A 20,115-nucleotide genomic window follows, 5' to 3' on the forward strand; every position below is an offset into this window, starting at 1 on the left:
CTCGCTGGTGTTTGGCCGTTAGGCTACTGCCAGGAATTGTTCATCGTTTGCATTTGTCTTTAGATGATAAAAACAGCCGCTAACTATGACGAAAACTGGAAAAGGCACCTGATAATTGCTGCAACAATTAACCGCCACGGGTTAGGTTATGAGCCTGTCGTAGGGAGATGCCCTTGCCAGATTTCGCCAATAAAAAAGCCGCCGCAGCAACTTAAGAGTCACTAACGGCAGCTTACCTTTATATTATGGGTAAATAGGTAAAAGCGGTCAAGAGGTTTTATGCAACATGTTTAATTTTCTCTACCCGTTTGCGATTTTTAAAAGCAGATTGCAGCGGATAGTGCAATAAATACAAGCTTGCATTCAGTATCTGGGCGACCTCTTTCCGACATGTTTCCTCGGATGGTTTTCGCCATCCCTCCCCTCTCCTTCCCCTGTCTATTTTGCGTGGCTTTGCAGTCTTGTGATAATAAGATGCAATTGCTCTCTTTGATGCACCACAAGAGTAGTAGCTAAGCAGAATGCCAAGGGCCTTTTTGTCAATGCACATAACGGAATCTACGACCTGAGAAATCAACATTCCGTCATCGTCATTACACATCGGCCTTGTCATTATCCGGGATGGCTCGACGCTTTCCATAAATCTGGATATCATGCTTCCCCTGCGTTTCTCCAGGCGCCCTGAATACACCCATGCCCCCCATAGCTCAAGCCATCCGTTAATCCAGTCGTGTTGCTCTTTGGTTAGCTCAAGTTCTCCAACGCTCACGCAGCACCTCCCGGCTTGTTCATGTTGTTCCGGTTTACCAACTCTCTGATCCGCTCGTTGTTGCCGTCAATGATTGCTGAATAGCGCTGATTGGCTTCCTGGAGGCGTTCTATCTCCGCAATATCCTTTTCACGCTGCGCCCGTCGACTTTCTATGCTCGTTACGCTCATACCGCCTCCGATTCATGTCGATGCTTACCGCGCTTGCCGAATACCGCCATCAGCCGACCATTTACCACCGCATGGCTCTGGGCCTCTCTGTCTCTCGCGTATTTGCTGACTGTGTGTCTGTCACATCCCAGACGCTCAGCAACTGCTTTCACGCTACCCCGTGATGATTCGAGCAACTCAGGGATTGTGATGAAGTGCCTCATGCCGCCTCCAGTTCAGTGATTTTTATTCCAACCCTGCCACCAGGCACTTTTTCTCCACGAATTACGCGAATGTCATCAAACTGTTCGTCATCCTCCGCAAACCCGGCGTGGACGAGAGAATCCAGGAGGCTCTTGAGAATGTTGTCGATATCTCGGCGTCTGTTATCTGGAGCGTTTGCGATGATTTTTATTCGGAGGCGGGAGTTGGTGTATATGTCAAGGTCTTGGTCAAAAATTATTTGCTGCACTATTTTTCTGTATTCTTGCCCTTTTTTGCTGATGAAATATTGCGGTCCTTTCCGTCTCCAGTAGTTATTAACAGACGGCGGGTACGGTAGAACAAACTGATATTCATTCATGTCTTTATCAGCCCCTCCTTAATCCAGATGGCCTGCGTCCTGAGCACACCCTCAGCATGCATCAGCCTCAATTCATCATGAGTGAACGGCGTCTTTATCCGGCCATCTACAGCATCGTGACAGCAGTTACACCCGATGGCGCCCTGAGTGTCGTCCGGCTTGCATCCAACACCACAGGTTCCAGACATCCGGTAGTGAGTCAGTACAGATGTTTCAGGGTTTCCGTTGCACACTCCGGGTATTCGAATCTGGCATTCTCTACCCCTGGCTGCTTTGCGAAGATTTGCCATCCTCCACCTCCACCATCGCAAAATTCGGGTCGCACATCTCAGACTCGCAGAATCCACAGCAATACGTTTCATCTGCCCTCAATTCGTCATCGCATACAACGCATCTGACGCTGTTACGCTCGTATTGTTGAGCCTGTTCATGGGTTAGCATCTCTGCCTCCTGGTTCTCATCCTGTCCCATTTCGCACGCAGCAGGCCGTAGACGTAATCGAACGTCTGGACTTCGCTGGCGGTTGGAATTGGTTTGGGTTTATTGCGGGAGAGTTTGGTGGGTCGGAATATCGTGTTGTCTATGGCTATCTGGGCTGGGCTTCGCCGCCGCTTCATGCGTTTTGCCTCCGTTGCAGTTCTCGATACTCGCAATTCTCTGGAATGGTCAGTTCTATCCCCATCGAGAAACACCATTCTTCAACCTGTTGCAGGTAGTAGTGCATGTCTCCGGTGTCCAGTTCTGACGTCTTCTTCAATTCCCATCTGGTTTCAACCTCCCCGGTTTTCAGGTCGGTGTCTTCGACCTCGCGATATCCGAGGAACGTCTTTTTCAGGTTCCGTTTAACCCACTCCGGAGTACAGTAGTCTCTGCCGGTGGCAACCAGTTGCTTGCTGATTTCGGCATACCACATGTGACTGAGTGAGTTTTGAGGGATTGAGCGTTTGGCGCGGTACTCTGACATTTCGATACGCCAGCGCTTACCAGTAGATATTTTCTCTTTGAGGACTGACCAGAATTGCGATTTATTCGTTTCGTGCAGAATGAACTCCTGCATTGTTGCCTCCTCAGTGGATTTGCTCGCCCTCTGTCAACTTGAGGCGCATGGTTCCATCTTCCCACTCATGCAGGTATTCCGATTTTTTATGTACGTGCATATAACCACGCATGTAACTCAGACAATAATTCTCAGGGCTTTCACCACATTTCCGTAGCGCCTCAATGGCGTCACAAAATAATTTCTCTGCTTTGCTCTTTCTCATGATTATTTATCCCTTAATCCGGTTCCTTCCCATAACTGTTTCTCAATGACTTGAAGCGTGGTTAAAGCGTTATATGATGCGTCTTTGGAATGCTCGGTTCCGTCATCGACGATTGCTAACAACTGCTGCTTCATGTTGACGGCGTTAACCAGGGCGTCGCATATCAGTCGATACTGTCGGCGGGATAGTGTGATTGTTCGTTGCGCCATATCACTCACTCCTTACCTTTAGTCCGGCTGCGCGAATTACCTTTTCGCATTCTTCAATGCCAGTATTTCGCCCCATGTCCCAGTCGCACAGGTCAGGGATGTTTTCGTCCTCGATAATCCCCTTCTCAGGCATAACTATCTCTATAGACTCCCTGCTCGCCTGCCACATTATCCTCGTAAGTTGGCTGCTTCCATCCGCAATGGCAGTCCTGAAGCTCTCCGCTACCACCCTCCAGGTATTCACCACATTCCGGGCAGTAAAGCAGCGGCATGCCGTATGTCTCCAGCAGGTGACGCACGCGTCGAACACGATCTAAGGTTATGATTGCCATCACTTAGCCTCCACCTTGATGCCTACGGCGGTAAGTGTTTGTTCGACTTGTTCCTGATAACCCTGACCGCCAGCACTAACAGATTCATGGTGACGGTGTTGCACAGCATCTTTTCCACTTTCCCCTCCATTAACCGTGTCAATAATCTGGTTCATCCTGTATTGCATATCCCGATTGATAATCTTTTGTAGAACCCTGTCTCTGGGGTAATGTGGTTCTTTTGGGCGATGCTTGAATTTCTCGCGCATTGGCAGTGAAGATGACCTGTAATATTTTTTAAATCTTGCGCGGCTTTCAGCAACGTCTGACTTAAATAGTTCTCTGTGCGTTGACATATTCCCCTCCATTAAAAAGGCCCGCTTTTGCGAGCCTGTTAAGGTGTGCTCCAGTTATCTTCAATTGCCACTCCGAGCCTGTGAAGCCAGTCGGCAAGTTTCAGCATTGACTCCCGCTCGCTTAAACCAGATGGAAAATCATCGAGCGCTACTGAAATATCAATATGGCCGTAACCGTCTCGGGATATTGTCAGGTATTGCTCCAGGGTAGTTCTTTGCGCTGAACTGTGATGGCTCAGCAGGTATTTTGTTGTTTCCGTCCGCTCTTTCGGGTCGTGCGTATATTCTGTAACAACCATCTTGCTGCGCCGGTTATCGGCAATGAGCCTACGGATGAAACTCATACAGCACTCCTTGCTGCTGCCAGACAGCGGTTAAACAGCGCGGTTAGCTCGTTAGTGCATCCGAATTTCATTGGTTTATTCAGAACTGTTCCGGTAGTTGCGCCATGCTGAATAGCCACGGCTCGGCTCTCGAAATAGATAAACCGCCCGCCCGTTCTGGTGCGCCAGAGATATCCTCGCTCCGCCAGCCTGCTCAATGACGATGTAAGAGACGACCTGCTGATTCTGGTATGTCTCTGCAATTCGGCCAGGCCGCTTCCGGGATTCTCGGTGATGAATTTGATGATGGTTTCGTAGTTGTTCATGAGCGGTCCTCCAGAACGCCATTCAGTACGCCGATGGTGTACAGCAGCCAGACAAACGATATGCCCAGGGGTTTGATGCGCTCGTAGTGCTTGAGCAGAATCGGGCGGCTCAGTTTGTCTTTGTTGACGCTGGTATTATCGGCAAAAGCCTTCTTCACCTCGTTCAGTGCTTCCCTTGCACAGCAGCGCAGGGCATTTCTCATTTCCGGTGTCATGCTCTGTTCCCCCTGTAGCTATCCCACGTGAATGCCAGCGTGCATCCGCCTCCGTCGTTCATGCGGTCTATCACCCGCTCACCGATGAACGCGGATAGCTCCTCTTTGCTCTGGTTGCTAATCAGAATCGTGGGGCGCATGCGTTCGTAACGGGTGTTGATGATTTCGAACATGATTAGCTTCTCAGCTTCGCTACCGAACTGGACGCCGACTTCATCGATAATCAGCAGGTCTGGCCGGGTGAACTGGCGGATAACATCGTCTTCGGAGCGAGTTGCGCTTTTCGACCAGGTTGCCTTGTACTCGCGGGCAATTTTCAGGGCAGTAGTGAATACCGCCGTGCTCTGGTGCTTCTCGATGACGTGCTGTGCAATAGCCAACGCCAGGTGATTCTTGCCAGTACCAGGCTTACCACACATAACCAGTCCGCCGCCGCGCTTGAGGCGATCAGGCCACTTTGAGGCGTATGCCTGACACACCCTGAGTGCCTTTTTCGCGTCATCACAACCAGGAACGTAGTTATCCAGAGTGCAATCAGCGAATCGCTCAGGAACGCGAAAATCCAACTTCAGGCGCTCGATAGTTCGGCGTCGTGCTTCAGCGTCAATCTGCTCCCGCTCTCTGTGTAGTTCGTCCAGTTGCTCTCTCAGGCAGCCAGGGCATTCCGTATGGTTTGGAGGAATCTTGATCATCCCGGTAATCGTCCTAACTCGCTGCTCGTACTCACCGTGCGACTCACAGTGAGCAGCTACGATTTCAACTGTGCTGTGCGGGATATCCGCAGGCGGCTTGCTCAGTTCGGAGAGTTTTCTCTCCACGTTGGAAATTTTCTCGTTGATGTCCATGGTCACTCCGTCGCCCAGGATGGCATTTCAGTCTGGCCGTAGTCTTTAGTGGCAAAGCTCTCGTTAACGGCCCGCTTTGCAGGGGCTCGGTATGCGTTTTTATTCTGGTAGTTCAGCTTGGCGCTGGCAGTGTTGAACCAGCTTTTAGGTTTCTCGCGGGTGAACTCCATGTCCAGTCGGGTAAGCTCAGCAACGAGATCGATATTTGAAAACAGAGCTTTCCAGGAGTCGAAGTCCTTTTGGTTTAGTCTCACCACATTCCCTTCGAATGCATATCGGCTAGCCATCTGATGAATTGTTGCCCCTGACTCATCGGAACAAGTCGCGTCAGCGGCTTGGGTGTTAACAGAGGGAATCAGGTTAAGGGAATCAGGAATCAGGTTAAGGGAATCAGCAGGATTTAAATTGTTCTCTACTGGTTCTTGCACTGTACTTGCATGGTGCTTTTCTGGTGTCTCATTGTTTTCAATGACTTGAGGTGATTTTGCATCCTTCTTATCTTCCTCTTTATCGTCCTTGCACTGTTCTTGTCCGGTGCTGTCATTGTTCTCTACTGGTTCTGGTATCTCACTTGCAGCTTCTTTGCAGTGAGGATTCTGGTGCTTCTTCCAGTTTGAGATTTGGATAAATCCATCTCCATTAACCTGGTAACGGTTGATGAATTTACGCTGATATAACTGCTGAAGGAGTTCATCGCAGTCAACGTTGTCGAACGGTAGGACAAGCGCTTTAACCTTTTTTGGGCGATCATCCAATCGCCCTTCTTTGTCAGCAATAGTCCACAACCCGGCAAAAAGAAGGCGGGCATATGGAGAACACTCGGCTAATTCATCATTAGTGAAAAAGCCAGGTTTTATGTTTCTTGAGCGAGCCATTAAAATCCTCCCGGCAGTCTTGGGCCATAAATGCCCGTTTGCATTGCTTTTTCGTGAAGCTCTTCAAGGTAGGCAAGGTTGCTCTGGTGAGATTCGGTCAGGATTCCTCTTGGGCCGCCGTCTTCGATAATTATCGAAATGCCATCCCTGGAGATTTCATCAAGACGCTCACATCCGAGCTCAAAAATGAGCCTTAGTGCGTTTGTCTTGCACCCAACAGATGTTACGCAGAGCTCCTCAAACCATTCGTGAAGGTTCATTTGTATTGGTTTTGCTGCGCAGATAATGGAGTAGTTATCTGCAACTTCTTCCAGTGTTGACTTGGATTCGCAAAGACAAAATGAGCGACATATCTCATCGACAACATCCAATGAGCAGCGAAAAAACTCTCTCCCGCTATTAATCCGGTAATCGTTCAGCGCTGCATGTATGCGGGCCTCGTCGCCGCGAGGGTCATCAGAAAAGTAAGATGCCTCTACGAGAAATTTATCCGGAACGCCGGTTGCAGAAGATATCTCTTTGGCTCTCATTTCTGGCGAGGTGGTTGTCATGCCAACTTTCAACAGCCCAGGCATGCATGGGTTGGACAATATGTACACCCAACCTTTTGTATTGATGCTTTCTTTAACTGGCCCGCTAATATCTATTGGCATGGAGTATTTTGATTCCAGCCTTCTTACTTCTTCCTTTATAAATTCATACCCGCATTCTTTTACAAGATCGTCATTTAAGGGCATAATTACCTCTGTGAGTTGCTTTAAAACTCCATCGATATCTGGTCTAAATCCTCGGTCTTGCACACCGGGGATTTTTTCTTTCCGATAGCCTGATAGGCATCCTGAATAGCCCGTCCCAATGGACTGACCTCTACCGCCATCCTGGCGATGCAAAATACCGTTGCGATATCCCGCCAGTTCATCCTGCTTACCTTCGATTCATGCCACCCGGCCAGGTCGGCAAACTTCCGCCCGGTAAGCTGGGAGAGCATGATTAGCAGGTCGGTTTCAGCGCGATCGATTTCACGCGCAGTTGGTTTGCTGTAGCTTGCGTTTTCCATTTCGTAAAATTTCCATGTTGAATATGTGGTTATGTGACGCATACGGGTGTATGCACCATTGGTGTTTGTGGTAGGTATGGTTCGCTTTTCAGCGACGTAGGACGAATGTCCGTTGTGAAGTGATGTTGCTTATGCTGCTGAGTCTCTGCGCACGCTTGGGAATGGCTTGATCTCTTCTGCTGATACAGAGCCATCAGCATGAACAATTACAGTGATATTCCGCTTGCTGAAAAGGGCCTTGTTTATTGCACTTTGATAAACACCAAGAGCCTTAGCTGTCTTGGTCTGGCCGAATCGCTTAGCGTAATCCTCAAGCTTAATTCGTTGAACCATATCGTTCTCCTTAGTCCATAAGTCAATTATCACCGCCAGAGGTATTCATGTCAACACATGCGGTGTTAGTTAAATTATCCCTTCCGGTGTTAAATTTAAGCCATGAGCATGAAAAAGAAACCATTAACAGATGAGCAAAAAGAGGACGCAAGTCGCCTCAAGTCTCTTTATATGAGCAAAAAGTCATCTCTTGGGCTGTCTCAGGAGTCCATTGCTGATTCAATGGGGATCGGTCAGTCGGCTGTTGCCTCATTATTGAACGGAGTGAATGCCTTAAATCACAGCAACGCTGCCGCATTTGCGAGGATTTTAGGGGTAAGCGTTTATGAATTCAGCCCATCCCTGGCAAGGGAAATAGAGGACATGTATAAATCAGTTTCCTCACCAACAGCCGAAGGGAAAAGGAAGGAATACGAATACCCTCTTTTAGCCTCAGTACAGGCTGGCGCGTTTGCCGATGTTGGTACATACACCGCGAAAGAGGCCCAGGCATGGATATCAACCACAAAAAAAGCCAGCGAACAGTCGTTCTGGCTTAGGGTTGTAGGTCATTCAATGACCGCCCCATCTGGAGTGAAGCCCAGCTTTCCGGAGGGAATGCTGATACTTGTAGATCCGGCTGAAGATGTTAGGCCAGGCGATTTCTGTGTGGCGGGGATTTTTGGCGACACCGAAGTAACGTTTAAGAAGTTTGTCTGGGACGACGGCAAGGGATGGCTTGAGCCTCTTAACCCCGACAGATACCGCTACCAGCCCATAGAGTGCAACGAGAACTGTCACGTAATCGGAAGAGTGGTGAAGGCGCAGTGGCCTGATGAGACGTTTGGGTGATTATTTTATTTTTCACAGCAATAGGATGATTTATGACACAGTTTCAACTTGCATTAATCGCTAGAGAAGTTGATGGACAAGTCATCCATCTTCGCACCAAAGACGGATACATCAATGCCACCGCAATGTGCAAGTCTGCGGGGAAGCTACTTGCTGACTATACACGACTAAAAACAACACAAGATTTTTTTGATGAATTATCACGCGATATGGGGATTCCCATATCGGAGTTAATTCAATCATTTAAAGGCGGAAGAGCAGAGAATCAAGGGACCTGGGTTCATCCAGACATCGCAATTAATTTAGCTCAGTGGCTATCGCCAAAATTTGCAGTGCAAGTATCGAGATGGGTGCGTGAGTGGATGTCAGGAGAAAGAGCGCCTACCGAACTCCCTATCCACCTTAAGCGGTATATGACAAACCGAGGCAGGGTTCCTCATACGCACTTTTCTATGCTTAATGAACTGACATTTAACTTGGTTGCGCCACTTGAACAGGCCGGATATACGCTGCCTGAAAAAATGGTCCCTGATATTTCAGAAGGTAGGGTCTTCTCGCAATGGCTCCGTGACAACCGGGGTGTTGAGCCGAAGACATTCCCAACATATAACCATGAGTACCCAGATGGCCGGACATTCCCGGTACGTCTATACCCAAACGAATATCTTGCAGATTTCAAACAACACTTCAATGAAGTGTGGCTGCCTCAGTACGCTCCTAAATATTTTGCTGAACGAGACAAAATGGCATTGACGTTGATTGAGAAAATCATGCTACCTGACCTTGATTCCTAAATGTTATTCCCGGCCACCGCGCCGGGTTTTCATATGAAGGGTCGCAGAGGTGCGGCCTTTTTCCTGGTTAACGGCGTCACTCTCGGTAACCGGTTTACCACTATTGGTTGACCGCAGCGGTTAACGATGTCATTCTTGGTAAACTGTTTACCACTAGTGATATCGTTAACCGAGGTTGGGAATGAAAAAATATGCAATTTGGAATAACAAAGGCGGTACAGGGAAGACAAGCCTATCTTTTCAGGCCATATGCCGATACTCGGAAACTCATCCTTTAGAGAGAATTTTGGTGATTGATGTTTGCCCACAGGCCAACCTTTCTGAATTATTCCTTGGTGGCTTGGTTGGAAATGGAAGTGTTAATTTATTGGCAAGGCATGACATTAACGATCGCTGCACGCTTGGCGGCTACTTCCAGATGCGATTGCCTACGCCATATCAAAAGCCAAATTTCGATGCGCACAACTATCTTACCCACCCCAGGTCATTCAATGAGAATATCCCAGCCAATATCTCATTGATATGTGGAGATCCCTTGCTTGAATTGCAGGCCAATGCAATAAATACCCTAGCCAATCAACAAATACCAGGAACAAACGCATGGGTTAGCATTATCGATTGGATTAATGACATTATCGATGGCCTGCAGAATGAATATGATGTTTTGTTCATTGACTGCAATCCTAGTTTCTCCATATATACTCAGATTGCCTTGGCTGCGGTAGAGAAACTAATCTTACCCGTTATGGCTGACGATTCTTCCAGGAGAGCTATACAGAATGCCTTCTCTTTGATTTATGGACTTAAGTTGCCATCAGACATCTATGCATCATATGCCTTTGCAAATAAGCTTGATGCTGTCGGGAGGCCACTCCCAAAGGTCCACATGATCGCAAAAAATAGACTAACCCAGTACATGGGACCAGCTTCAGCCTATGCTGCTGTGCTTAATTCCATCGACGATGACATTCAGCAGTTACTGGTAAGTCATCCGCAAATTTTCGCTTTCCAATCTGTAAGTGATGGAGTGGTTAACATCAAGGATTTCCAGACTACCGGAGTCGTTGCATTTGCAAAAGGATGCCCTTTTTCAACGCTACCCTCAGGCAGCGTAAGAGTTATGAACCGACGAATAAAAGTTAACGCACCTTACAAAGCGTCCTGCCTACATGCTATTGATACAATGGTTAGCAAGCTCTAAGCATCCCCCACCCGGCCACCGCGCCGGGTTTTCTTTTGCCAATTTCCCGGATCCAATTTAGGCCTGCTTTCCCATAAAAATAACACTCAAACCAAGCAACGGCGCGGGTTCTAACGAGATCCACTTTTCACTAACCTTTCGGCAGCGACAGCGTATCAATAGCCAGTTCTACAGCCAAATCCACGTTATCATCCTGCCATAGCACCTGAATCATCTCTATCAGCGCCTCTCTGGACGGCTCGCGCTGCTCTACCAGTATCTGCATCACCGCAATTCCCAACACCTCAACCACCTGCGGGTGAAGTTCTGCAAAGAACTCATCTTCGCTTTTCATGCTAATCCCTCGCTTTATTTTTGACCTAACCAGCCTACCACAGGTGCGGGTGATGGCGTTTACAAAAATAAATATCGTTTAAATACACCAACTTAATCATTTGCGGTAATTTTTTATCTCCTGCGGTGTTGACCATAATACCACTTACGGTGATAATCATCCCATCAACACGGAGCACTACTCACCAGGACGGTGAACCTACAACGATTCAGAGATGAATCTACGAGGCTGAAAAGCCTGAATGACCAAAGTGAACTTTGGGATGTGGTGACCGAGCCTAAAAGTAATCGGAATCGCACTCACAGGGGTGAATCGAATCGGGATGGCGGTTGGCGCAACTGTGATAGAGCCGCAACGTCACACTCACCACATCACCAAAGTTCATCAGGAGGTCTATATGACGCGCAGAACATCTTTCAATGGTTCAGCTTCAGCCCGTCGTCGCGAGCTCCGCGCTGCGCTTCAGAGCGATGCTGCGGTAAGTTCAGAAAGAATGCATCGCCCCACCCTGAGCCGCGCTCAGATTCAGGCTAAAGGAAAGCATCACACGCCAGAGCGGATTGAGGATGCGACACCGCTGAAATTCATCGCTCAGGACGCAGAATGGAAGCGCAGAGAGTACAAACGGAATCTTGAACGTGCGGCAATCCTTTACAGCAACGAGTTCGGTCACAAGCTGCCGGATGTAAACGGCATGTGCCTGCCGGATGTGGCGCTGTTTGCCGCAGGCCATCGAACAGTACGTAAAAACGCAACGCATATTATTAAGTGAGGAATTGAAATGGACGAAAGCAAGGCATTCAAGAGCGGTAGCAAGATAATTGAGGCGGCTGATGCGGCTCTCGCAGCGGTAAGCGAAGTTCTGAAGGATACAACAGATGATGCGTACTTCAGACAGAAGTTGATAAAGGCAGCACTTGAGGCTGCCATGGCATCAGTTATCTCCATGGAGGGCTGGACGCCGCACACCACACAGAAAGCAACAGGTGAATCAGGAACAGGGATAAAGCCAGCCTGACCAACGTTCGAAAGCGCATACAAATATTGCAGCGTCCCGACTTGATAATGTGTCAGCAACTTTTTTTACCATATCCCTTACCTGAGCTGGACTCTCCACCCTTGAGCCAACGTAAGTTCCATCTGGCAAGACACTTACCCTGCCACTTTCGCCAATTATCTTTTTGCTAAAAGATAAAGCCTGCATGGCATCGTGAAGCTCATCGTACTTATCGGAATCTGCATCAAATATTTCAACGCGAACCAGATAGTCTGACATAAAAAATCCTTATTTTGACTGTGGAAAGCAAGGAACCACCGAGCCTGAAGTGGTGAAAAGACAGGCGCAACCGGAGATATTTAAATGAAGAAATTCTTTAGCAAATTCCCAGCCGCAATTCAGGGGTGGGTTATCGGCACTCTTACCGGGGTTGCCATTCTCATAGCGACGCCACCAGTAGTTATATTTCTTCGTTGGTGGTTCAGATTATGGGGCGTGAATAACTGATAAGCATCAGTGCGGTTGGCGGACAGAAGATGAAGCTTGGCGAGAAGCCGCTGATTTTAAACGTTTAACGAACTATGACCCGCTACGGCGGGTTTTTATTGCCAAATTCAAGGAAAAATAAAATGAGCAACAAAATTGTGACCTATAAGGGATTCAACAAAGATTTAACCTGCCGTGATTTTCAGTTCGAAATCGGAAAATCATATAATCACGAAGGAAAAGTTGAAGCATGCGGCTCTGGATTTCATGCATGTGAATGCCCATTCGATGTGTTTAGTTATTACCCTCCAGCAGAAAGTCGCTACGCAGAAACTATTTCGTTTGGCGTCACTGACCGTAAAGAAAATGGTGATACAAAAATCGCCAGCGCCAGCATCACTATTAAAACAGAGCTAACCCTACCCGAATTCATTCAGCGGGGAATTGACTGGATTTGGAGTAAAATTGACAGATCTCTGGAACAGCAGAACATGACTGGCGACTGTTCAGCAGCAACGAACACTGGCCACCGGTCAGCAGCAACGAACACTGGCGACTGTTCAGCAGCAACGAACACTGGCTACCGGTCAGCAGCAACGAACACTGGCGACTGTTCAGCAGCAACGAACACTGGCGACTGTTCAGCAGCAACGAACACTGGCTACCGGTCAGCAGCAACGAACACTGGCTACCGGTCAGCAGCAACGAACACTGGCGACTGTTCAGCAGCAACGAACACTGGCCACCGGTCAGCAGCAACGAACACTGGCGACTGTTCAGCAGCAACGAACACTGGCGACTGTTCAGCAGCAACGAACACTGGCGACTGTTCAGCAGCAACGAACACTGGCTACCGGTCAGCAGCAACGAACACTGGCTACCGGTCAGCAGCAACGAACACTGGCGACTGTTCAGCAGCAACGAACACTGGCCACCGGTCAGCAGCAACGAACACTGGCGACTGTTCAGCAGCAACGAACACTGGCTACCGGTCAGCAGCAACGAACACTGGCGACTGTTCAGCAGCAACGAACACTGGCTACCGGTCAGCAGCAACGAACACTGGCTACCGGTCAGCAGCAACGAACACTGGCGACTGTTCAGCAGCAACGAACACTGGCCACCGGTCAGCAGCAACGAACACTGGCGACTGTTCAGCAGCAACGAACACTGGCTACCGGTCAGCAGCAACGAACACTGGCGACTGTTCAGCAGCAACGAACACTGGCTACCGGTCAGCAGCAACGAACACTGGCTACCGGTCAGCAGCGGAAGTATCTGGATCGCAATCTGTAGCCGCATCGCTCGGAATTAAAGGGAAGGCTCGCGCATCTAAAAACGGAGCAATCGTACTCTGCTATCGCGATGAAGACGGAGAGTTAATTCATATCCGCGCAAGCAAGGTTGGCGAAAATGGAATCGAGCCTGATGTCTGGTATCAGTTAAATGAGTCAGGTGAATTTGAGACTGCCAAATAATTCGTTTTTTATTGGAGGATATTATGGAATTTAAAGGGACGCCCGGTCCTTGGTCATACAGAAAAACATGTCCGCACTGGAATAATTCATTACTGACTAATATAGAGATTAATTTCGGGAGCGAAGGAGAATGTATTGCCGACACTGTTTACGAAGAAGCGGATGCCAGGCTAATCTCTGCGGCCCCTGAGCTTCTTGAGGCATTGCAATTAATCGTGGCTGAACATAGCGGAATGAATAAATCATGCGGTCACAATGGATATGAGTGTACATGTGGCTACGACAAAGCACGAGCGGCAATATCTAAAGCGCTGGGAGGTGAGTAATGGGAAGAAAGTTTAAAGTTTGGCTGGATTCTGGTGCGAATATTGAATCCAGATACGAAGATGAAGTTGACTTGGATTTCCTGGGTGTTTCATCGGAAGAATGGGAAAATATGAACGAACGCGAACGGGATGAATTAATGAAGGATGTCGCCTGGGAAAGAATGGATTGGGGATACAAAGAAATAACTGACGAGTAAGCACATATAGCGCATTAACCAGTGCGCTATGTGAGCATAACTCGTTATCCCTTGAAGTTATTACCCCGTGTCCGGGGCTTTTTTATGGAGAAATTATGAAATTACGTGTATGGCACATCCCGCAAGTTCCAATGAAATCATTCATCGTAGAAGTAAGCAGCGTTGAGGAAGGTGTGCGAATGATGGCCGCCCTTGGAGACTACGACGCATTCCAGTACGAGAACAACATCAAGCCAGATTACTGCAATGCCAACGGACTCCAGATGTATGACGAGAGCCTTACCGACCAAGACCTGGAAGAAATGGAACTAGATGATCGCTGGGTCGATTGGTATAGCGAATGCCAGTGTTACGACGACCCGAGAGAATATCTCGAAAGCCTGAAAGAAGAAACAGCCGCGTAACAGCGGCTTTTTTATGCGCGTATATCAGAGCTAATGACGTTAGCTGCGATATGCACACAATAAACAAGGAGTACACCCATGCAGTTTGTTATGAATGCAGGGGCCACCGTGCCGGGTGGCTCAGTTAATTACATTAAATTTATGCAGCATCATCCGTCATTTCGCGTGTCGAGTGCGTCATTTGTACCGCCGCCGCGCTGGAAAAGTCTGCTGCAAAAACTGGTTGAGTTTCTGACACAGGAAGGACAGCCATGAGATTAAGTATCCGTGATATCGAAGAGTTGAAGCGTATTAAAGCAATGCTCACAGAAGACGACCACGAACGAATTTATGCCGAAGTTGAGTCGCTAACCAAATCATCAAACCCCATCACCGCCCTACTCCGCAATATAAAGCCTGATTCAAATACAGAGGACGCGGTGTCTTTTATGGAAGACCACGATATCGAATATCAGGAACAGTCGGCGGAAATGTTATGGGATTTACTGACATTCAGAGTGACTAGTGAGTACGTGATGGAAATATTTAAGCGCAGACACCAGGAGGCGGCGTAATGTCATTTAGTATCGTTGAATTTGTAAAACAACAGGAGCCTCTTTTTGTCGGCGCTCTAACTGACCAGGCTGTCACATGGGCGAAGGAAAGCCAGTTTGCTATTCAGTTGTTTCAAAAAAACGACTATCTCGCAAAAACTGCGATTAGCAATCCTACCAGCGCACAGAACGCGATTATCAACGTAGCGGCAATCGGTATCACCCTCAACCCAGCAAGCAAGCTGGCGTACCTGGTGCCTCGTGATGGCTCTGTGTGCCTGGATATCAGTTATATGGGGCTGCTTCATCTTGCGCAGTCTGCCGGGTGCATTCTGTGGGGCCAGTGCAAACTGGTTTATGAGAACGACACATACGAATCAAACGGACTGGATAAGGCCCCGACACACAAATACAACGCGTTCGGAGAGCGTGGCCCCGTGGTCGGCGGTTATTGCACAGTTAAAACCCCTGGCGGAGACTATCTCACTGAAGAAATGAGCCTCTCTGAAATCAAGGCTACCGAGGCAACCAGCAAGGCCAAGAATGGCCCATGGAAGACGTTCTGGGAAGAAATGGCTCGCAAGACCATAGTCAAGCGCGCAAGTAAGTACTGGCCTCGCACAGAGCGTCTGGATAACGCAATTCACGTAATCAACGAAGACGAAGGGGTTCATTCTGAACCGGTTATGGAGCACGTCCCGGAAAGCGAGATTATGAATGCCGAGAATGCCAGAAAGGAGGAGGTGTTCAATAAGGCTCAGTCGCTGTGTGAAAGCATGGAAGCCTCTGAGAATATGGAAGACCTGAAGAGATACTTCAAAGAGGCTTTCTTACTCACTCGCGGAATGAAGCTACAGCAAAACATCCAGGCTGTTTACGCCGAGTGCAAAGAGAAACTGGAGGTAACTGAAGCATGACCAAGCTCTATGAAGTGGCAAATGATTATGCGCGACTCCTGGAGTCAGATTTACCACCAGAGGATATAGCGGACACAGTAGAAGGAATTGAAGGCGAACTAACAGATAAAATAGAGCAACTTCTATCTATCTGCAAAAACGAACTGGTTTACGCCAATGCGCTCAAGGAAGAGTCAAGAGCATTATCAGAAAGGGCTAAGGTAAGCGAATCAAAAATATCCAGCATCAAGGCGTATATAGCGACCTCTCTGACAACTGTTGGAAAGAAAACCATCAGGGCTGGCATTCATCAGGTCACAGTTCGCGCCCCCTCAAAGTCAGTAGATATTATTGACGCAAACCTACTACCCACAGAATTTGTTGAGTATGAGACAAAAATAAAGCCAGACACCATGGCTATTAAGCACCTTCTTGAGTCTGGTAAAGATATCCCAGGCGCAAAAATAAAAACAGGGAAGCCATCTCTCATCATCAAATAACTCAGGATAAATAAATCATGCACTCTCCCACAGACAATATCAGATGTGGGAGCACCGTCATTCGCTATTACTCAGCGTATGGCGGATGGATGCTCCCGGATAGAACACTCACTAAAAACCCACTAAAAGCCCATCGCATTGCAGAAGAAACCGAAGAGAAAAAAGAAAAACATAAGCAAGCGTGGGAACCGTATGAAGTCGAGTTATTAATCAAGCGCAATAGCAAATGGACAATGGCGGTCATTGCTAAAAAACTCGACCGAACTAAATCGGACATCATTCAAATGTTAAGCGCCATATCGGCAGGAAATTAACGGAGGGTTTATGAACGAGATTGAGAAGCTGAAATCAGAGCATGCGCAAGCGCTGACAGCATATGAAGCAACAGTGCAGAACCTGAATGCAAAAGTTGAAGCGCTGGCGGCGGAGAATTCTGCGCAGAAAGATGTATTCGGACCTGGGGAGGCCGTCGTTAACTTCCTGGCTGTGGCGCTTCGTCACACTAACTATGACAACATCGATCTGTCAGATGTTTCCCTGGCATTCAAAATGTCACTCCCGGAAACACCGGACACCGACGCAGTGATTGCAGATATCGAAGCGCGTGGATATGCGAACGCAATGAGCGACATTATCGATTTTATCGATAGGCGAGCTGGGCTTTCAGAGATGAAAACGCAATGGGAATTGTCGTCTGCAATCGTCGAATACGTTAGCGAACTGCGCAGCGGCAAGGGAGAATAAAAATGAACTCAGCAGAATTAGCGAAAATACTCGACGAGCATAAAATCTGGATTGAGTCTTTCCGTGAAAGAGGAGCAAGAGCCAACCTGCGCGATGCCAACCTGCGCGATGCCAACCTGTGCTATGCCAACCTGTGCTATGCCAACCTGAGCGGTGCCGACCTGCGCGATGCCGACCTGTGCGGTGCCGACCTGCGCAGTGCCGACCTGCGCGGTGCCAACCTGAGCGGTGCCGACCTGCGCGATGCCAACCTGTGCGGTGCCAACCTGAGCGGTGCCGACCTGCCTGATCACACATTCATAATCATGGGTGAAAAATATTTCATCAGCATCACAAACGGAGAGTATGTTCGCGCCGGTTGCCAGAATCACACCGTTGAGGAGTGGCGAAATTACAGCAAACAGGAAATTGCTGAAATGGATGGCCGTGACGCTCTGAGATTTTACCCGCGCCTGTTGGATATTATCGATTTTTATATCGGCAAAGGCGAGCGCCCTGAATGGCTGGGAAGCGGCAAGGGGGCGGCATGAATCTTGAATCTACGTTAGCTCGCATTGTTGAGTCAATTGATTATCTGAAGATGGTCGATCGCCCAAAGCAGGGGCAGTTTGTTGTTACCGGTCCTAATTTTAACGGCAATCAAGGGCGCGTTGGGTACTGCGTTCAAATTCGTGTAAGCGTGGGGCAATTTGGCTCTGACATGGTTTTCTTGCGTCATGCTGATGGCTCATTAGTTATACATGAGAATCAGTGTTATATCGCGATGAGTGAAGAACAGGAATCATTAGCCCGCTCTGTGTTTATTGTCTCCCCGGAGTGTGAGGAATATGAATTGGGATATAGCGATTGTCTAAAAGTTCATGAAGTCGGATTTATTATAGAAAATTCGAAATCTCGTGGCACTCCAGACACGCCATTTACAATAGCAATAATGAAAAGCAGCGGCAAGGGGGCGGCATGAGCACGATTATTGAATTACATGTAGAACGCAACGAAGAAGGGTATTGGACTCATCCTGACTATTCTGCTCTGTTCGGCGACAGAGAAGTTATTTCACAAGAAGAGTTTCAAGCCTGGGAAAGAAAGCATGGTCTGGAAAGCACTATTACGCTGCTTGAAAATGATGGTGACGATGAAATAAGAAAACGTTATTTCGAAGATGGCGAAACTGATATCAGCGAATGGAGCCCATCAAAACCGAATGGTGAAGGCTGGTTTATCGCATCAATTCATGACACCGAAGAGGGTCCGGTATGTGTCTGGCTCAGGGAGGCCCGCAGCAATGGCGAATAAAGAACTCATGTCAATAATAACCGACATAAATGTCGTACTGGGAGAGCATCAGATAACTGATACCAGTGATGACGTTATCGCCTATTTAATTCGCAGGGATGGATATTCATCAATTGATGACGCAATCGCCAGCGGCGAGTTTAGCCCGGTCAAATACAAATACACAGTTAGAATTGAAAGGGAGATTGTTGTCGATGAGTGAATTAAGCGTGAAAGAACTGATTAAAAAATTAACCGCTGCCGCACACGATGAAATTAAATGTCGTGAAAATGGCGACACTTCTGATGACTGGCAGGATGAAGCCAGTCCGGAAAATTTATTGCGTGTGCTGGCGTATGTTGCAGAACTGGAACGCGAAAAATTAGCAATGGAAGCTGCCGCGCTGGCTATGCGTGATGATATGCGAAAGGCGCGTAATGAACTGGAATCACGCCGGGTGCGTGTTGAGCTGCCTGAAATACGCAGCGTCGAGAGAATGAGCGATATAACGCACAACGAGGCAGTATCAAAATGTCGTCATGCGTTCGTATCAGCATGCCGTGAAGCTGGCATAGAGTGCGAGGTGGTGTGATATGGCTAGTTCATTACTTGAGGCATGCAACGACTGGCAGATTCAGCGTGCTGAAATTCTGAACAGAAACCAAGAAATGAAAATGACGATAAAAGAATTAGACGAGATGATTTTACGGGCTGTTAATTACGCCAGTTTTATTGCTCATCGTGTCGATTGGGATTTTCACGAAGCAGAGAAGCGAGCGAAAGAGATAGACAAGGAGGCCGAACAGTGAGCATTAGCAAAGAGCGTTTAGAGTGGATTTCATGCATTTCTGACCGTGAAGATATTGATGATATCGACGGAGGTGAAATTCGGGAAATGGCGTGCGCCATGCTGGAACTGGAGCGGCTGCGGGCGCAGGAGCCGGTGGCACTGACCAGAGAGGACGAGTTGAGCGACCTGGTAAAGATTGGGTTCTCATACATCTTCCCGACTGGAACGGAGGGTGTGATTCACAAGCCAGTTAAGCTCTACGCGGAGCCTAAGCCGCTGGCGGTGCCTGATGAATGGACGATTCAAGATGCAGTGAAGTTTTGCCGGGAGACGGGCAGACAGGAAGCTGGCTCGGCTATGGATGCATTCAACCACTGCCGCGCAGCAATGCTCCAGTCTCATGATGGTACCCTCATCGGTGAGGGTACCATGCGAAATAGCAACTCTCCGGAAATCCCGGATCGTTGGATTCCGTGCAGTGAGCGGATGCCGGAAGAAAGCGTTGATGCTGCTGGCTGCGCAACCGGCTATCTGGTTTTGTACGAAAAAGGCAAGGAGCCGAACGGAGGATTCAATGTTGGTGTGTGGAACGTGACATATCTACGCCAATGGTGGAAAGGTATCGTCACACACTGGATGCCGCTGCCCGCAGCGCCGGAGGTGAAGTGATGGGAAAGGTGACCTTCGTCGTTGAATTTGAAGATGGCCGGGAGCCGCC

General features: G+C 48.3%; 44 protein-coding genes and 1 pseudogene. 22 read left to right on the forward strand and 23 right to left on the reverse strand.

The genetic code is table 11. The features are described from left to right. Positions 1 to 277: 277 nt before the first annotated feature. The 20 genes from FEM41_RS20035 to FEM41_RS20125 all read right to left on the reverse strand — a co-directional run bounded on the left by FEM41_RS20035 (position 278) and on the right by FEM41_RS20125 (position 7,613). A complete protein-coding gene (locus tag FEM41_RS20035; protein ID WP_138097936.1) occupies positions 278 to 769 on the reverse strand; it encodes an antiterminator Q family protein in 492 nt (163 codons plus the stop codon). Beyond that, positions 766 to 939, reverse strand: coding sequence for a hypothetical protein (locus FEM41_RS24635; protein WP_168198832.1), 174 nt, complete (start codon positions 937 to 939; stop codon positions 766 to 768). Before FEM41_RS24635 ends, FEM41_RS20035 begins: the two co-directional genes overlap by 4 nt. After that, the gene (locus tag FEM41_RS20040) at positions 936 to 1,142 is read right to left on the reverse strand and encodes a protein ninH (protein ID WP_138097937.1); all 207 of its coding nucleotides are present in this window, start codon (positions 1,140 to 1,142) and stop codon (positions 936 to 938) included. The genes FEM41_RS24635 and FEM41_RS20040 overlap by 4 nt, the downstream gene beginning before the upstream one ends. After that, complete coding sequence (locus FEM41_RS20045) at positions 1,139 to 1,501, reverse strand: RusA family crossover junction endodeoxyribonuclease (protein WP_138097938.1); 363 nt, start codon at positions 1,499 to 1,501, stop codon at positions 1,139 to 1,141. Before FEM41_RS20045 ends, FEM41_RS20040 begins: the two co-directional genes overlap by 4 nt. Further along, positions 1,498 to 1,791: a DUF1364 domain-containing protein gene (locus FEM41_RS20050; protein WP_138097939.1), complete on the reverse strand. Its 294-nt coding sequence runs from the start codon at positions 1,789 to 1,791 to the stop codon at positions 1,498 to 1,500. Before FEM41_RS20050 ends, FEM41_RS20045 begins: the two co-directional genes overlap by 4 nt. Beyond that, a complete protein-coding gene (locus FEM41_RS25280; RefSeq protein WP_479680760.1) occupies positions 1,760 to 1,972 on the reverse strand; it encodes a protein NinF in 213 nt (70 codons plus the stop codon). Before FEM41_RS25280 ends, FEM41_RS20050 begins: the two co-directional genes overlap by 32 nt. Then, positions 1,936 to 2,196, reverse strand: coding sequence for a NinE family protein (locus FEM41_RS20060; protein ID WP_421804479.1), 261 nt, complete (start codon positions 2,194 to 2,196; stop codon positions 1,936 to 1,938). Before FEM41_RS20060 ends, FEM41_RS25280 begins: the two co-directional genes overlap by 37 nt. After that, the gene (locus tag FEM41_RS20065) at positions 2,115 to 2,558 is read right to left on the reverse strand and encodes a NinB/YbcN family protein (protein ID WP_138097942.1); all 444 of its coding nucleotides are present in this window, start codon (positions 2,556 to 2,558) and stop codon (positions 2,115 to 2,117) included. The genes FEM41_RS20060 and FEM41_RS20065 overlap by 82 nt, the downstream gene beginning before the upstream one ends. A gap of 10 nt (positions 2,559 to 2,568) precedes the next feature. Continuing rightward, positions 2,569 to 2,763, reverse strand: coding sequence for a hypothetical protein (locus FEM41_RS20070; protein WP_138097943.1), 195 nt, complete (start codon positions 2,761 to 2,763; stop codon positions 2,569 to 2,571). 2 nt (positions 2,764 to 2,765) lie between these two features. Beyond that, positions 2,766 to 2,972: a hypothetical protein gene (locus FEM41_RS20075; protein ID WP_138097944.1), complete on the reverse strand. Its 207-nt coding sequence runs from the start codon at positions 2,970 to 2,972 to the stop codon at positions 2,766 to 2,768. A gap of 1 nt (position 2,973) precedes the next feature. Continuing rightward, positions 2,974 to 3,141 carry a phiTE_015 family protein gene (locus tag FEM41_RS25285; protein WP_479680762.1) on the reverse strand — a complete coding sequence of 56 codons (168 nt, stop codon included), beginning with the start codon at positions 3,139 to 3,141 and terminating at the stop codon, positions 2,974 to 2,976. Between the two features lie 162 nt (positions 3,142 to 3,303). After that, a complete protein-coding gene (locus FEM41_RS24990; RefSeq protein WP_241666534.1) occupies positions 3,304 to 3,639 on the reverse strand; it encodes a DUF7301 family protein in 336 nt (111 codons plus the stop codon). A 38-nt stretch (positions 3,640 to 3,677) separates the two neighbouring features. After that, positions 3,678 to 3,983 (reverse strand): hypothetical protein, encoded by a 306-nt coding sequence (locus FEM41_RS20090; RefSeq protein WP_138097946.1) that lies wholly within the window; start codon positions 3,981 to 3,983, stop codon positions 3,678 to 3,680. Beyond that, a complete protein-coding gene (locus tag FEM41_RS20095) occupies positions 3,980 to 4,288 on the reverse strand; it encodes a helix-turn-helix domain-containing protein (protein ID WP_138097947.1) in 309 nt (102 codons plus the stop codon). The genes FEM41_RS20090 and FEM41_RS20095 overlap by 4 nt, the downstream gene beginning before the upstream one ends. Beyond that, positions 4,285 to 4,503 (reverse strand): hypothetical protein, encoded by a 219-nt coding sequence (locus FEM41_RS20100; protein ID WP_138097948.1) that lies wholly within the window; start codon positions 4,501 to 4,503, stop codon positions 4,285 to 4,287. The genes FEM41_RS20095 and FEM41_RS20100 overlap by 4 nt, the downstream gene beginning before the upstream one ends. Next, on the reverse strand, positions 4,500 to 5,348 hold the full coding sequence (locus FEM41_RS20105) for an ATP-binding protein (protein ID WP_138097949.1): 849 nt from the start codon (positions 5,346 to 5,348) through the stop codon (positions 4,500 to 4,502). The genes FEM41_RS20100 and FEM41_RS20105 overlap by 4 nt, the downstream gene beginning before the upstream one ends. Positions 5,349 to 5,350: 2 nt before the next feature. Next, positions 5,351 to 6,223, reverse strand: a complete 873-nt coding sequence (locus FEM41_RS20110; RefSeq protein ID WP_138097950.1) for a hypothetical protein — start codon at positions 6,221 to 6,223, stop codon at positions 5,351 to 5,353. After that, positions 6,223 to 7,023: a GIY-YIG nuclease family protein gene (locus tag FEM41_RS20115; protein ID WP_241666535.1), complete on the reverse strand. Its 801-nt coding sequence runs from the start codon at positions 7,021 to 7,023 to the stop codon at positions 6,223 to 6,225. The genes FEM41_RS20110 and FEM41_RS20115 overlap by 1 nt, the downstream gene beginning before the upstream one ends. Then, positions 6,981 to 7,280 (reverse strand): CII family transcriptional regulator, encoded by a 300-nt coding sequence (locus tag FEM41_RS20120; protein ID WP_138097951.1) that lies wholly within the window; start codon positions 7,278 to 7,280, stop codon positions 6,981 to 6,983. Before FEM41_RS20120 ends, FEM41_RS20115 begins: the two co-directional genes overlap by 43 nt. Positions 7,281 to 7,409: 129 nt before the next feature. After that, on the reverse strand, positions 7,410 to 7,613 hold the full coding sequence (locus FEM41_RS20125; protein ID WP_138097952.1) for a Cro/CI family transcriptional regulator: 204 nt from the start codon (positions 7,611 to 7,613) through the stop codon (positions 7,410 to 7,412). A gap of 102 nt (positions 7,614 to 7,715) precedes the next feature. Here FEM41_RS20125 and FEM41_RS20130 point away from each other — a divergent pair, with 102 nt between their 5' ends. The 3 genes from FEM41_RS20130 to FEM41_RS20140 all read left to right on the forward strand — a co-directional run bounded on the left by FEM41_RS20130 (position 7,716) and on the right by FEM41_RS20140 (position 10,439). Next, the gene (locus FEM41_RS20130) at positions 7,716 to 8,444 is read left to right on the forward strand and encodes a LexA family protein (RefSeq protein ID WP_138097953.1); all 729 of its coding nucleotides are present in this window, start codon (positions 7,716 to 7,718) and stop codon (positions 8,442 to 8,444) included. A 32-nt stretch (positions 8,445 to 8,476) separates the two neighbouring features. Continuing rightward, positions 8,477 to 9,238 (forward strand): KilA-N domain-containing protein, encoded by a 762-nt coding sequence (locus FEM41_RS20135; RefSeq protein WP_138097954.1) that lies wholly within the window; start codon positions 8,477 to 8,479, stop codon positions 9,236 to 9,238. 181 nt (positions 9,239 to 9,419) lie between these two features. Beyond that, positions 9,420 to 10,439 (forward strand): ParA family protein, encoded by a 1,020-nt coding sequence (locus FEM41_RS20140; protein ID WP_138097955.1) that lies wholly within the window; start codon positions 9,420 to 9,422, stop codon positions 10,437 to 10,439. 130 nt (positions 10,440 to 10,569) lie between these two features. Here FEM41_RS20140 and FEM41_RS20145 read toward each other — a convergent pair whose 3' ends face one another. After that, entirely contained in the window at positions 10,570 to 10,773 is a 204-nt protein-coding gene (locus tag FEM41_RS20145; protein WP_138097956.1) for a hypothetical protein, read from the reverse strand. Between the two features lie 397 nt (positions 10,774 to 11,170). On the opposite strand from FEM41_RS20145, the gene FEM41_RS20150 reads away from it, so the two are divergent. Next, positions 11,171 to 11,545, forward strand: coding sequence for a transcriptional antitermination N peptide (locus FEM41_RS20150; protein WP_138097957.1), 375 nt, complete (start codon positions 11,171 to 11,173; stop codon positions 11,543 to 11,545). A 9-nt stretch (positions 11,546 to 11,554) separates the two neighbouring features. Then, entirely contained in the window at positions 11,555 to 11,791 is a 237-nt protein-coding gene (locus tag FEM41_RS20155) for a hypothetical protein (protein ID WP_138097958.1), read from the forward strand. Here the strand turns inward: FEM41_RS20155 and ghoS are convergent. Next, positions 11,765 to 12,049 (reverse strand): type V toxin-antitoxin system endoribonuclease antitoxin GhoS, encoded by a 285-nt coding sequence (gene ghoS, locus FEM41_RS20160; protein WP_138097959.1) that lies wholly within the window; start codon positions 12,047 to 12,049, stop codon positions 11,765 to 11,767. The genes FEM41_RS20155 and ghoS overlap by 27 nt on opposite strands. A 350-nt stretch (positions 12,050 to 12,399) precedes the next feature. Between ghoS and FEM41_RS25215 the strand changes: the two are divergent. After that, positions 12,400 to 12,633, forward strand: a pseudogene (locus FEM41_RS25215) (DUF7666 domain-containing protein); the annotation flags it as partial. A gap of 52 nt (positions 12,634 to 12,685) precedes the next feature. On the opposite strand, the gene FEM41_RS24640 reads toward FEM41_RS25215, so the two are convergent. Continuing rightward, positions 12,686 to 13,558: a hypothetical protein gene (locus tag FEM41_RS24640; protein WP_168198833.1), complete on the reverse strand. Its 873-nt coding sequence runs from the start codon at positions 13,556 to 13,558 to the stop codon at positions 12,686 to 12,688. A gap of 199 nt (positions 13,559 to 13,757) precedes the next feature. Here FEM41_RS24640 and FEM41_RS20170 point away from each other — a divergent pair, with 199 nt between their 5' ends. The 16 genes from FEM41_RS20170 (at position 13,758) to FEM41_RS24650 (ending at position 20,066) form a co-directional block, all read left to right on the forward strand. Then, entirely contained in the window at positions 13,758 to 14,060 is a 303-nt protein-coding gene (locus FEM41_RS20170) for a hypothetical protein (RefSeq protein WP_241666536.1), read from the forward strand. Next, positions 14,060 to 14,257 carry a DUF7167 family protein gene (locus FEM41_RS20175; protein ID WP_138097960.1) on the forward strand — a complete coding sequence of 66 codons (198 nt, stop codon included), beginning with the start codon at positions 14,060 to 14,062 and terminating at the stop codon, positions 14,255 to 14,257. Before FEM41_RS20170 ends, FEM41_RS20175 begins: the two co-directional genes overlap by 1 nt. Positions 14,258 to 14,352: 95 nt before the next feature. Further along, a complete protein-coding gene (locus FEM41_RS20180) occupies positions 14,353 to 14,661 on the forward strand; it encodes a superinfection exclusion protein (protein ID WP_138097961.1) in 309 nt (102 codons plus the stop codon). Positions 14,662 to 14,739: 78 nt separating this feature from the next. Further along, complete coding sequence (locus FEM41_RS24645) at positions 14,740 to 14,916, forward strand: hypothetical protein (RefSeq protein WP_168198834.1); 177 nt, start codon at positions 14,740 to 14,742, stop codon at positions 14,914 to 14,916. Continuing rightward, positions 14,913 to 15,215, forward strand: coding sequence for a hypothetical protein (locus tag FEM41_RS20185; RefSeq protein ID WP_138097962.1), 303 nt, complete (start codon positions 14,913 to 14,915; stop codon positions 15,213 to 15,215). The genes FEM41_RS24645 and FEM41_RS20185 overlap by 4 nt, the downstream gene beginning before the upstream one ends. Continuing rightward, positions 15,215 to 16,111, forward strand: a complete 897-nt coding sequence (locus FEM41_RS20190; protein WP_138097963.1) for a RecT family recombinase — start codon at positions 15,215 to 15,217, stop codon at positions 16,109 to 16,111. Before FEM41_RS20185 ends, FEM41_RS20190 begins: the two co-directional genes overlap by 1 nt. Continuing rightward, positions 16,108 to 16,590: a siphovirus Gp157 family protein gene (locus FEM41_RS20195; protein ID WP_138097964.1), complete on the forward strand. Its 483-nt coding sequence runs from the start codon at positions 16,108 to 16,110 to the stop codon at positions 16,588 to 16,590. Before FEM41_RS20190 ends, FEM41_RS20195 begins: the two co-directional genes overlap by 4 nt. Before the next feature lie 17 nt (positions 16,591 to 16,607). Beyond that, positions 16,608 to 16,904, forward strand: a complete 297-nt coding sequence (locus FEM41_RS20200; protein ID WP_138097965.1) for a DUF1317 family protein — start codon at positions 16,608 to 16,610, stop codon at positions 16,902 to 16,904. Positions 16,905 to 16,914: 10 nt separating this feature from the next. Continuing rightward, positions 16,915 to 17,334 carry a hypothetical protein gene (locus FEM41_RS20205; RefSeq protein WP_138097966.1) on the forward strand — a complete coding sequence of 140 codons (420 nt, stop codon included), beginning with the start codon at positions 16,915 to 16,917 and terminating at the stop codon, positions 17,332 to 17,334. 2 nt (positions 17,335 to 17,336) lie between these two features. Next, positions 17,337 to 17,864, forward strand: a complete 528-nt coding sequence (locus FEM41_RS20210) for a pentapeptide repeat-containing protein (protein WP_138097967.1) — start codon at positions 17,337 to 17,339, stop codon at positions 17,862 to 17,864. Continuing rightward, positions 17,861 to 18,295 carry a plasmid protein gene (locus tag FEM41_RS20215; protein ID WP_138097968.1) on the forward strand — a complete coding sequence of 145 codons (435 nt, stop codon included), beginning with the start codon at positions 17,861 to 17,863 and terminating at the stop codon, positions 18,293 to 18,295. The genes FEM41_RS20210 and FEM41_RS20215 overlap by 4 nt, the downstream gene beginning before the upstream one ends. Beyond that, the gene (locus FEM41_RS20220) at positions 18,292 to 18,627 is read left to right on the forward strand and encodes a hypothetical protein (RefSeq protein WP_138097969.1); all 336 of its coding nucleotides are present in this window, start codon (positions 18,292 to 18,294) and stop codon (positions 18,625 to 18,627) included. Before FEM41_RS20215 ends, FEM41_RS20220 begins: the two co-directional genes overlap by 4 nt. After that, the gene (locus tag FEM41_RS20225) at positions 18,617 to 18,829 is read left to right on the forward strand and encodes a hypothetical protein (RefSeq protein ID WP_138097970.1); all 213 of its coding nucleotides are present in this window, start codon (positions 18,617 to 18,619) and stop codon (positions 18,827 to 18,829) included. The genes FEM41_RS20220 and FEM41_RS20225 overlap by 11 nt, the downstream gene beginning before the upstream one ends. Further along, complete coding sequence (locus tag FEM41_RS20230) at positions 18,822 to 19,199, forward strand: hypothetical protein (RefSeq protein WP_138097971.1); 378 nt, start codon at positions 18,822 to 18,824, stop codon at positions 19,197 to 19,199. Before FEM41_RS20225 ends, FEM41_RS20230 begins: the two co-directional genes overlap by 8 nt. A 1-nt stretch (position 19,200) precedes the next feature. Beyond that, on the forward strand, positions 19,201 to 19,416 hold the full coding sequence (locus FEM41_RS20235; protein WP_138097972.1) for a hypothetical protein: 216 nt from the start codon (positions 19,201 to 19,203) through the stop codon (positions 19,414 to 19,416). Then, on the forward strand, positions 19,413 to 20,066 hold the full coding sequence (locus FEM41_RS24650; protein WP_168198835.1) for a DUF551 domain-containing protein: 654 nt from the start codon (positions 19,413 to 19,415) through the stop codon (positions 20,064 to 20,066). The genes FEM41_RS20235 and FEM41_RS24650 overlap by 4 nt, the downstream gene beginning before the upstream one ends. Positions 20,067 to 20,115 lie beyond the last annotated feature (49 nt).

It is taken from the genome of Jejubacter calystegiae (genome assembly GCF_005671395.1).
Taxonomy (GTDB): Bacteria; Pseudomonadota; Gammaproteobacteria; order Enterobacterales; family Enterobacteriaceae; genus Jejubacter; species Jejubacter calystegiae.

Coding starts and splice junctions, on each gene's coding strand:
- FEM41_RS24635 (WP_168198832.1), bottom strand. CDS start 939: ATGAGCGTAACGAGCATAGAAAGTCGACGGGCGCAGCGTGAAAAGGAT.
- FEM41_RS20040 (WP_138097937.1), bottom strand. CDS start 1,142: ATGAGGCACTTCATCACAATCCCTGAGTTGCTCGAATCATCACGGGGT.
- FEM41_RS20045 (WP_138097938.1), bottom strand. CDS start 1,501: ATGAATGAATATCAGTTTGTTCTACCGTACCCGCCGTCTGTTAATAAC.
- FEM41_RS20050 (WP_138097939.1), bottom strand. CDS start 1,791: ATGGCAAATCTTCGCAAAGCAGCCAGGGGTAGAGAATGCCAGATTCGA.
- FEM41_RS25280 (WP_479680760.1), bottom strand. CDS start 1,972: ATGGGACAGGATGAGAACCAGGAGGCAGAGATGCTAACCCATGAACAG.
- FEM41_RS20060 (WP_421804479.1), bottom strand. CDS start 2,196: ATGGTGTTTCTCGATGGGGATAGAACTGACCATTCCAGAGAATTGCGA.
- FEM41_RS20065 (WP_138097942.1), bottom strand. CDS start 2,558: ATGCAGGAGTTCATTCTGCACGAAACGAATAAATCGCAATTCTGGTCA.
- FEM41_RS20070 (WP_138097943.1), bottom strand. CDS start 2,763: ATGAGAAAGAGCAAAGCAGAGAAATTATTTTGTGACGCCATTGAGGCG.
- FEM41_RS20075 (WP_138097944.1), bottom strand. CDS start 2,972: ATGGCGCAACGAACAATCACACTATCCCGCCGACAGTATCGACTGATA.
- FEM41_RS25285 (WP_479680762.1), bottom strand. CDS start 3,141: ATGTGGCAGGCGAGCAGGGAGTCTATAGAGATAGTTATGCCTGAGAAG.
- FEM41_RS24990 (WP_241666534.1), bottom strand. CDS start 3,639: ATGTCAACGCACAGAGAACTATTTAAGTCAGACGTTGCTGAAAGCCGC.
- FEM41_RS20090 (WP_138097946.1), bottom strand. CDS start 3,983: ATGAGTTTCATCCGTAGGCTCATTGCCGATAACCGGCGCAGCAAGATG.
- FEM41_RS20095 (WP_138097947.1), bottom strand. CDS start 4,288: ATGAACAACTACGAAACCATCATCAAATTCATCACCGAGAATCCCGGA.
- FEM41_RS20100 (WP_138097948.1), bottom strand. CDS start 4,503: ATGACACCGGAAATGAGAAATGCCCTGCGCTGCTGTGCAAGGGAAGCA.
- FEM41_RS20105 (WP_138097949.1), bottom strand. CDS start 5,348: ATGGACATCAACGAGAAAATTTCCAACGTGGAGAGAAAACTCTCCGAA.
- FEM41_RS20110 (WP_138097950.1), bottom strand. CDS start 6,223: ATGGCTCGCTCAAGAAACATAAAACCTGGCTTTTTCACTAATGATGAA.
- FEM41_RS20120 (WP_138097951.1), bottom strand. CDS start 7,280: ATGGAAAACGCAAGCTACAGCAAACCAACTGCGCGTGAAATCGATCGC.
- FEM41_RS20125 (WP_138097952.1), bottom strand. CDS start 7,613: ATGGTTCAACGAATTAAGCTTGAGGATTACGCTAAGCGATTCGGCCAG.
- FEM41_RS20130 (WP_138097953.1), top strand. CDS start 7,716: ATGAGCATGAAAAAGAAACCATTAACAGATGAGCAAAAAGAGGACGCA.
- FEM41_RS20135 (WP_138097954.1), top strand. CDS start 8,477: ATGACACAGTTTCAACTTGCATTAATCGCTAGAGAAGTTGATGGACAA.
- FEM41_RS20140 (WP_138097955.1), top strand. CDS start 9,420: ATGAAAAAATATGCAATTTGGAATAACAAAGGCGGTACAGGGAAGACA.
- FEM41_RS20145 (WP_138097956.1), bottom strand. CDS start 10,773: ATGAAAAGCGAAGATGAGTTCTTTGCAGAACTTCACCCGCAGGTGGTT.
- FEM41_RS20150 (WP_138097957.1), top strand. CDS start 11,171: ATGACGCGCAGAACATCTTTCAATGGTTCAGCTTCAGCCCGTCGTCGC.
- FEM41_RS20155 (WP_138097958.1), top strand. CDS start 11,555: ATGGACGAAAGCAAGGCATTCAAGAGCGGTAGCAAGATAATTGAGGCG.
- ghoS (WP_138097959.1), bottom strand. CDS start 12,049: ATGTCAGACTATCTGGTTCGCGTTGAAATATTTGATGCAGATTCCGAT.
- FEM41_RS24640 (WP_168198833.1), bottom strand. CDS start 13,558: ATGCGGCTACAGATTGCGATCCAGATACTTCCGCTGCTGACCGGTAGC.
- FEM41_RS20170 (WP_241666536.1), top strand. CDS start 13,758: ATGGAATTTAAAGGGACGCCCGGTCCTTGGTCATACAGAAAAACATGT.
- FEM41_RS20175 (WP_138097960.1), top strand. CDS start 14,060: ATGGGAAGAAAGTTTAAAGTTTGGCTGGATTCTGGTGCGAATATTGAA.
- FEM41_RS20180 (WP_138097961.1), top strand. CDS start 14,353: ATGAAATTACGTGTATGGCACATCCCGCAAGTTCCAATGAAATCATTC.
- FEM41_RS24645 (WP_168198834.1), top strand. CDS start 14,740: ATGCAGTTTGTTATGAATGCAGGGGCCACCGTGCCGGGTGGCTCAGTT.
- FEM41_RS20185 (WP_138097962.1), top strand. CDS start 14,913: ATGAGATTAAGTATCCGTGATATCGAAGAGTTGAAGCGTATTAAAGCA.
- FEM41_RS20190 (WP_138097963.1), top strand. CDS start 15,215: ATGTCATTTAGTATCGTTGAATTTGTAAAACAACAGGAGCCTCTTTTT.
- FEM41_RS20195 (WP_138097964.1), top strand. CDS start 16,108: ATGACCAAGCTCTATGAAGTGGCAAATGATTATGCGCGACTCCTGGAG.
- FEM41_RS20200 (WP_138097965.1), top strand. CDS start 16,608: ATGCACTCTCCCACAGACAATATCAGATGTGGGAGCACCGTCATTCGC.
- FEM41_RS20205 (WP_138097966.1), top strand. CDS start 16,915: ATGAACGAGATTGAGAAGCTGAAATCAGAGCATGCGCAAGCGCTGACA.
- FEM41_RS20210 (WP_138097967.1), top strand. CDS start 17,337: ATGAACTCAGCAGAATTAGCGAAAATACTCGACGAGCATAAAATCTGG.
- FEM41_RS20215 (WP_138097968.1), top strand. CDS start 17,861: ATGAATCTTGAATCTACGTTAGCTCGCATTGTTGAGTCAATTGATTAT.
- FEM41_RS20220 (WP_138097969.1), top strand. CDS start 18,292: ATGAGCACGATTATTGAATTACATGTAGAACGCAACGAAGAAGGGTAT.
- FEM41_RS20225 (WP_138097970.1), top strand. CDS start 18,617: ATGGCGAATAAAGAACTCATGTCAATAATAACCGACATAAATGTCGTA.
- FEM41_RS20230 (WP_138097971.1), top strand. CDS start 18,822: ATGAGTGAATTAAGCGTGAAAGAACTGATTAAAAAATTAACCGCTGCC.
- FEM41_RS20235 (WP_138097972.1), top strand. CDS start 19,201: ATGGCTAGTTCATTACTTGAGGCATGCAACGACTGGCAGATTCAGCGT.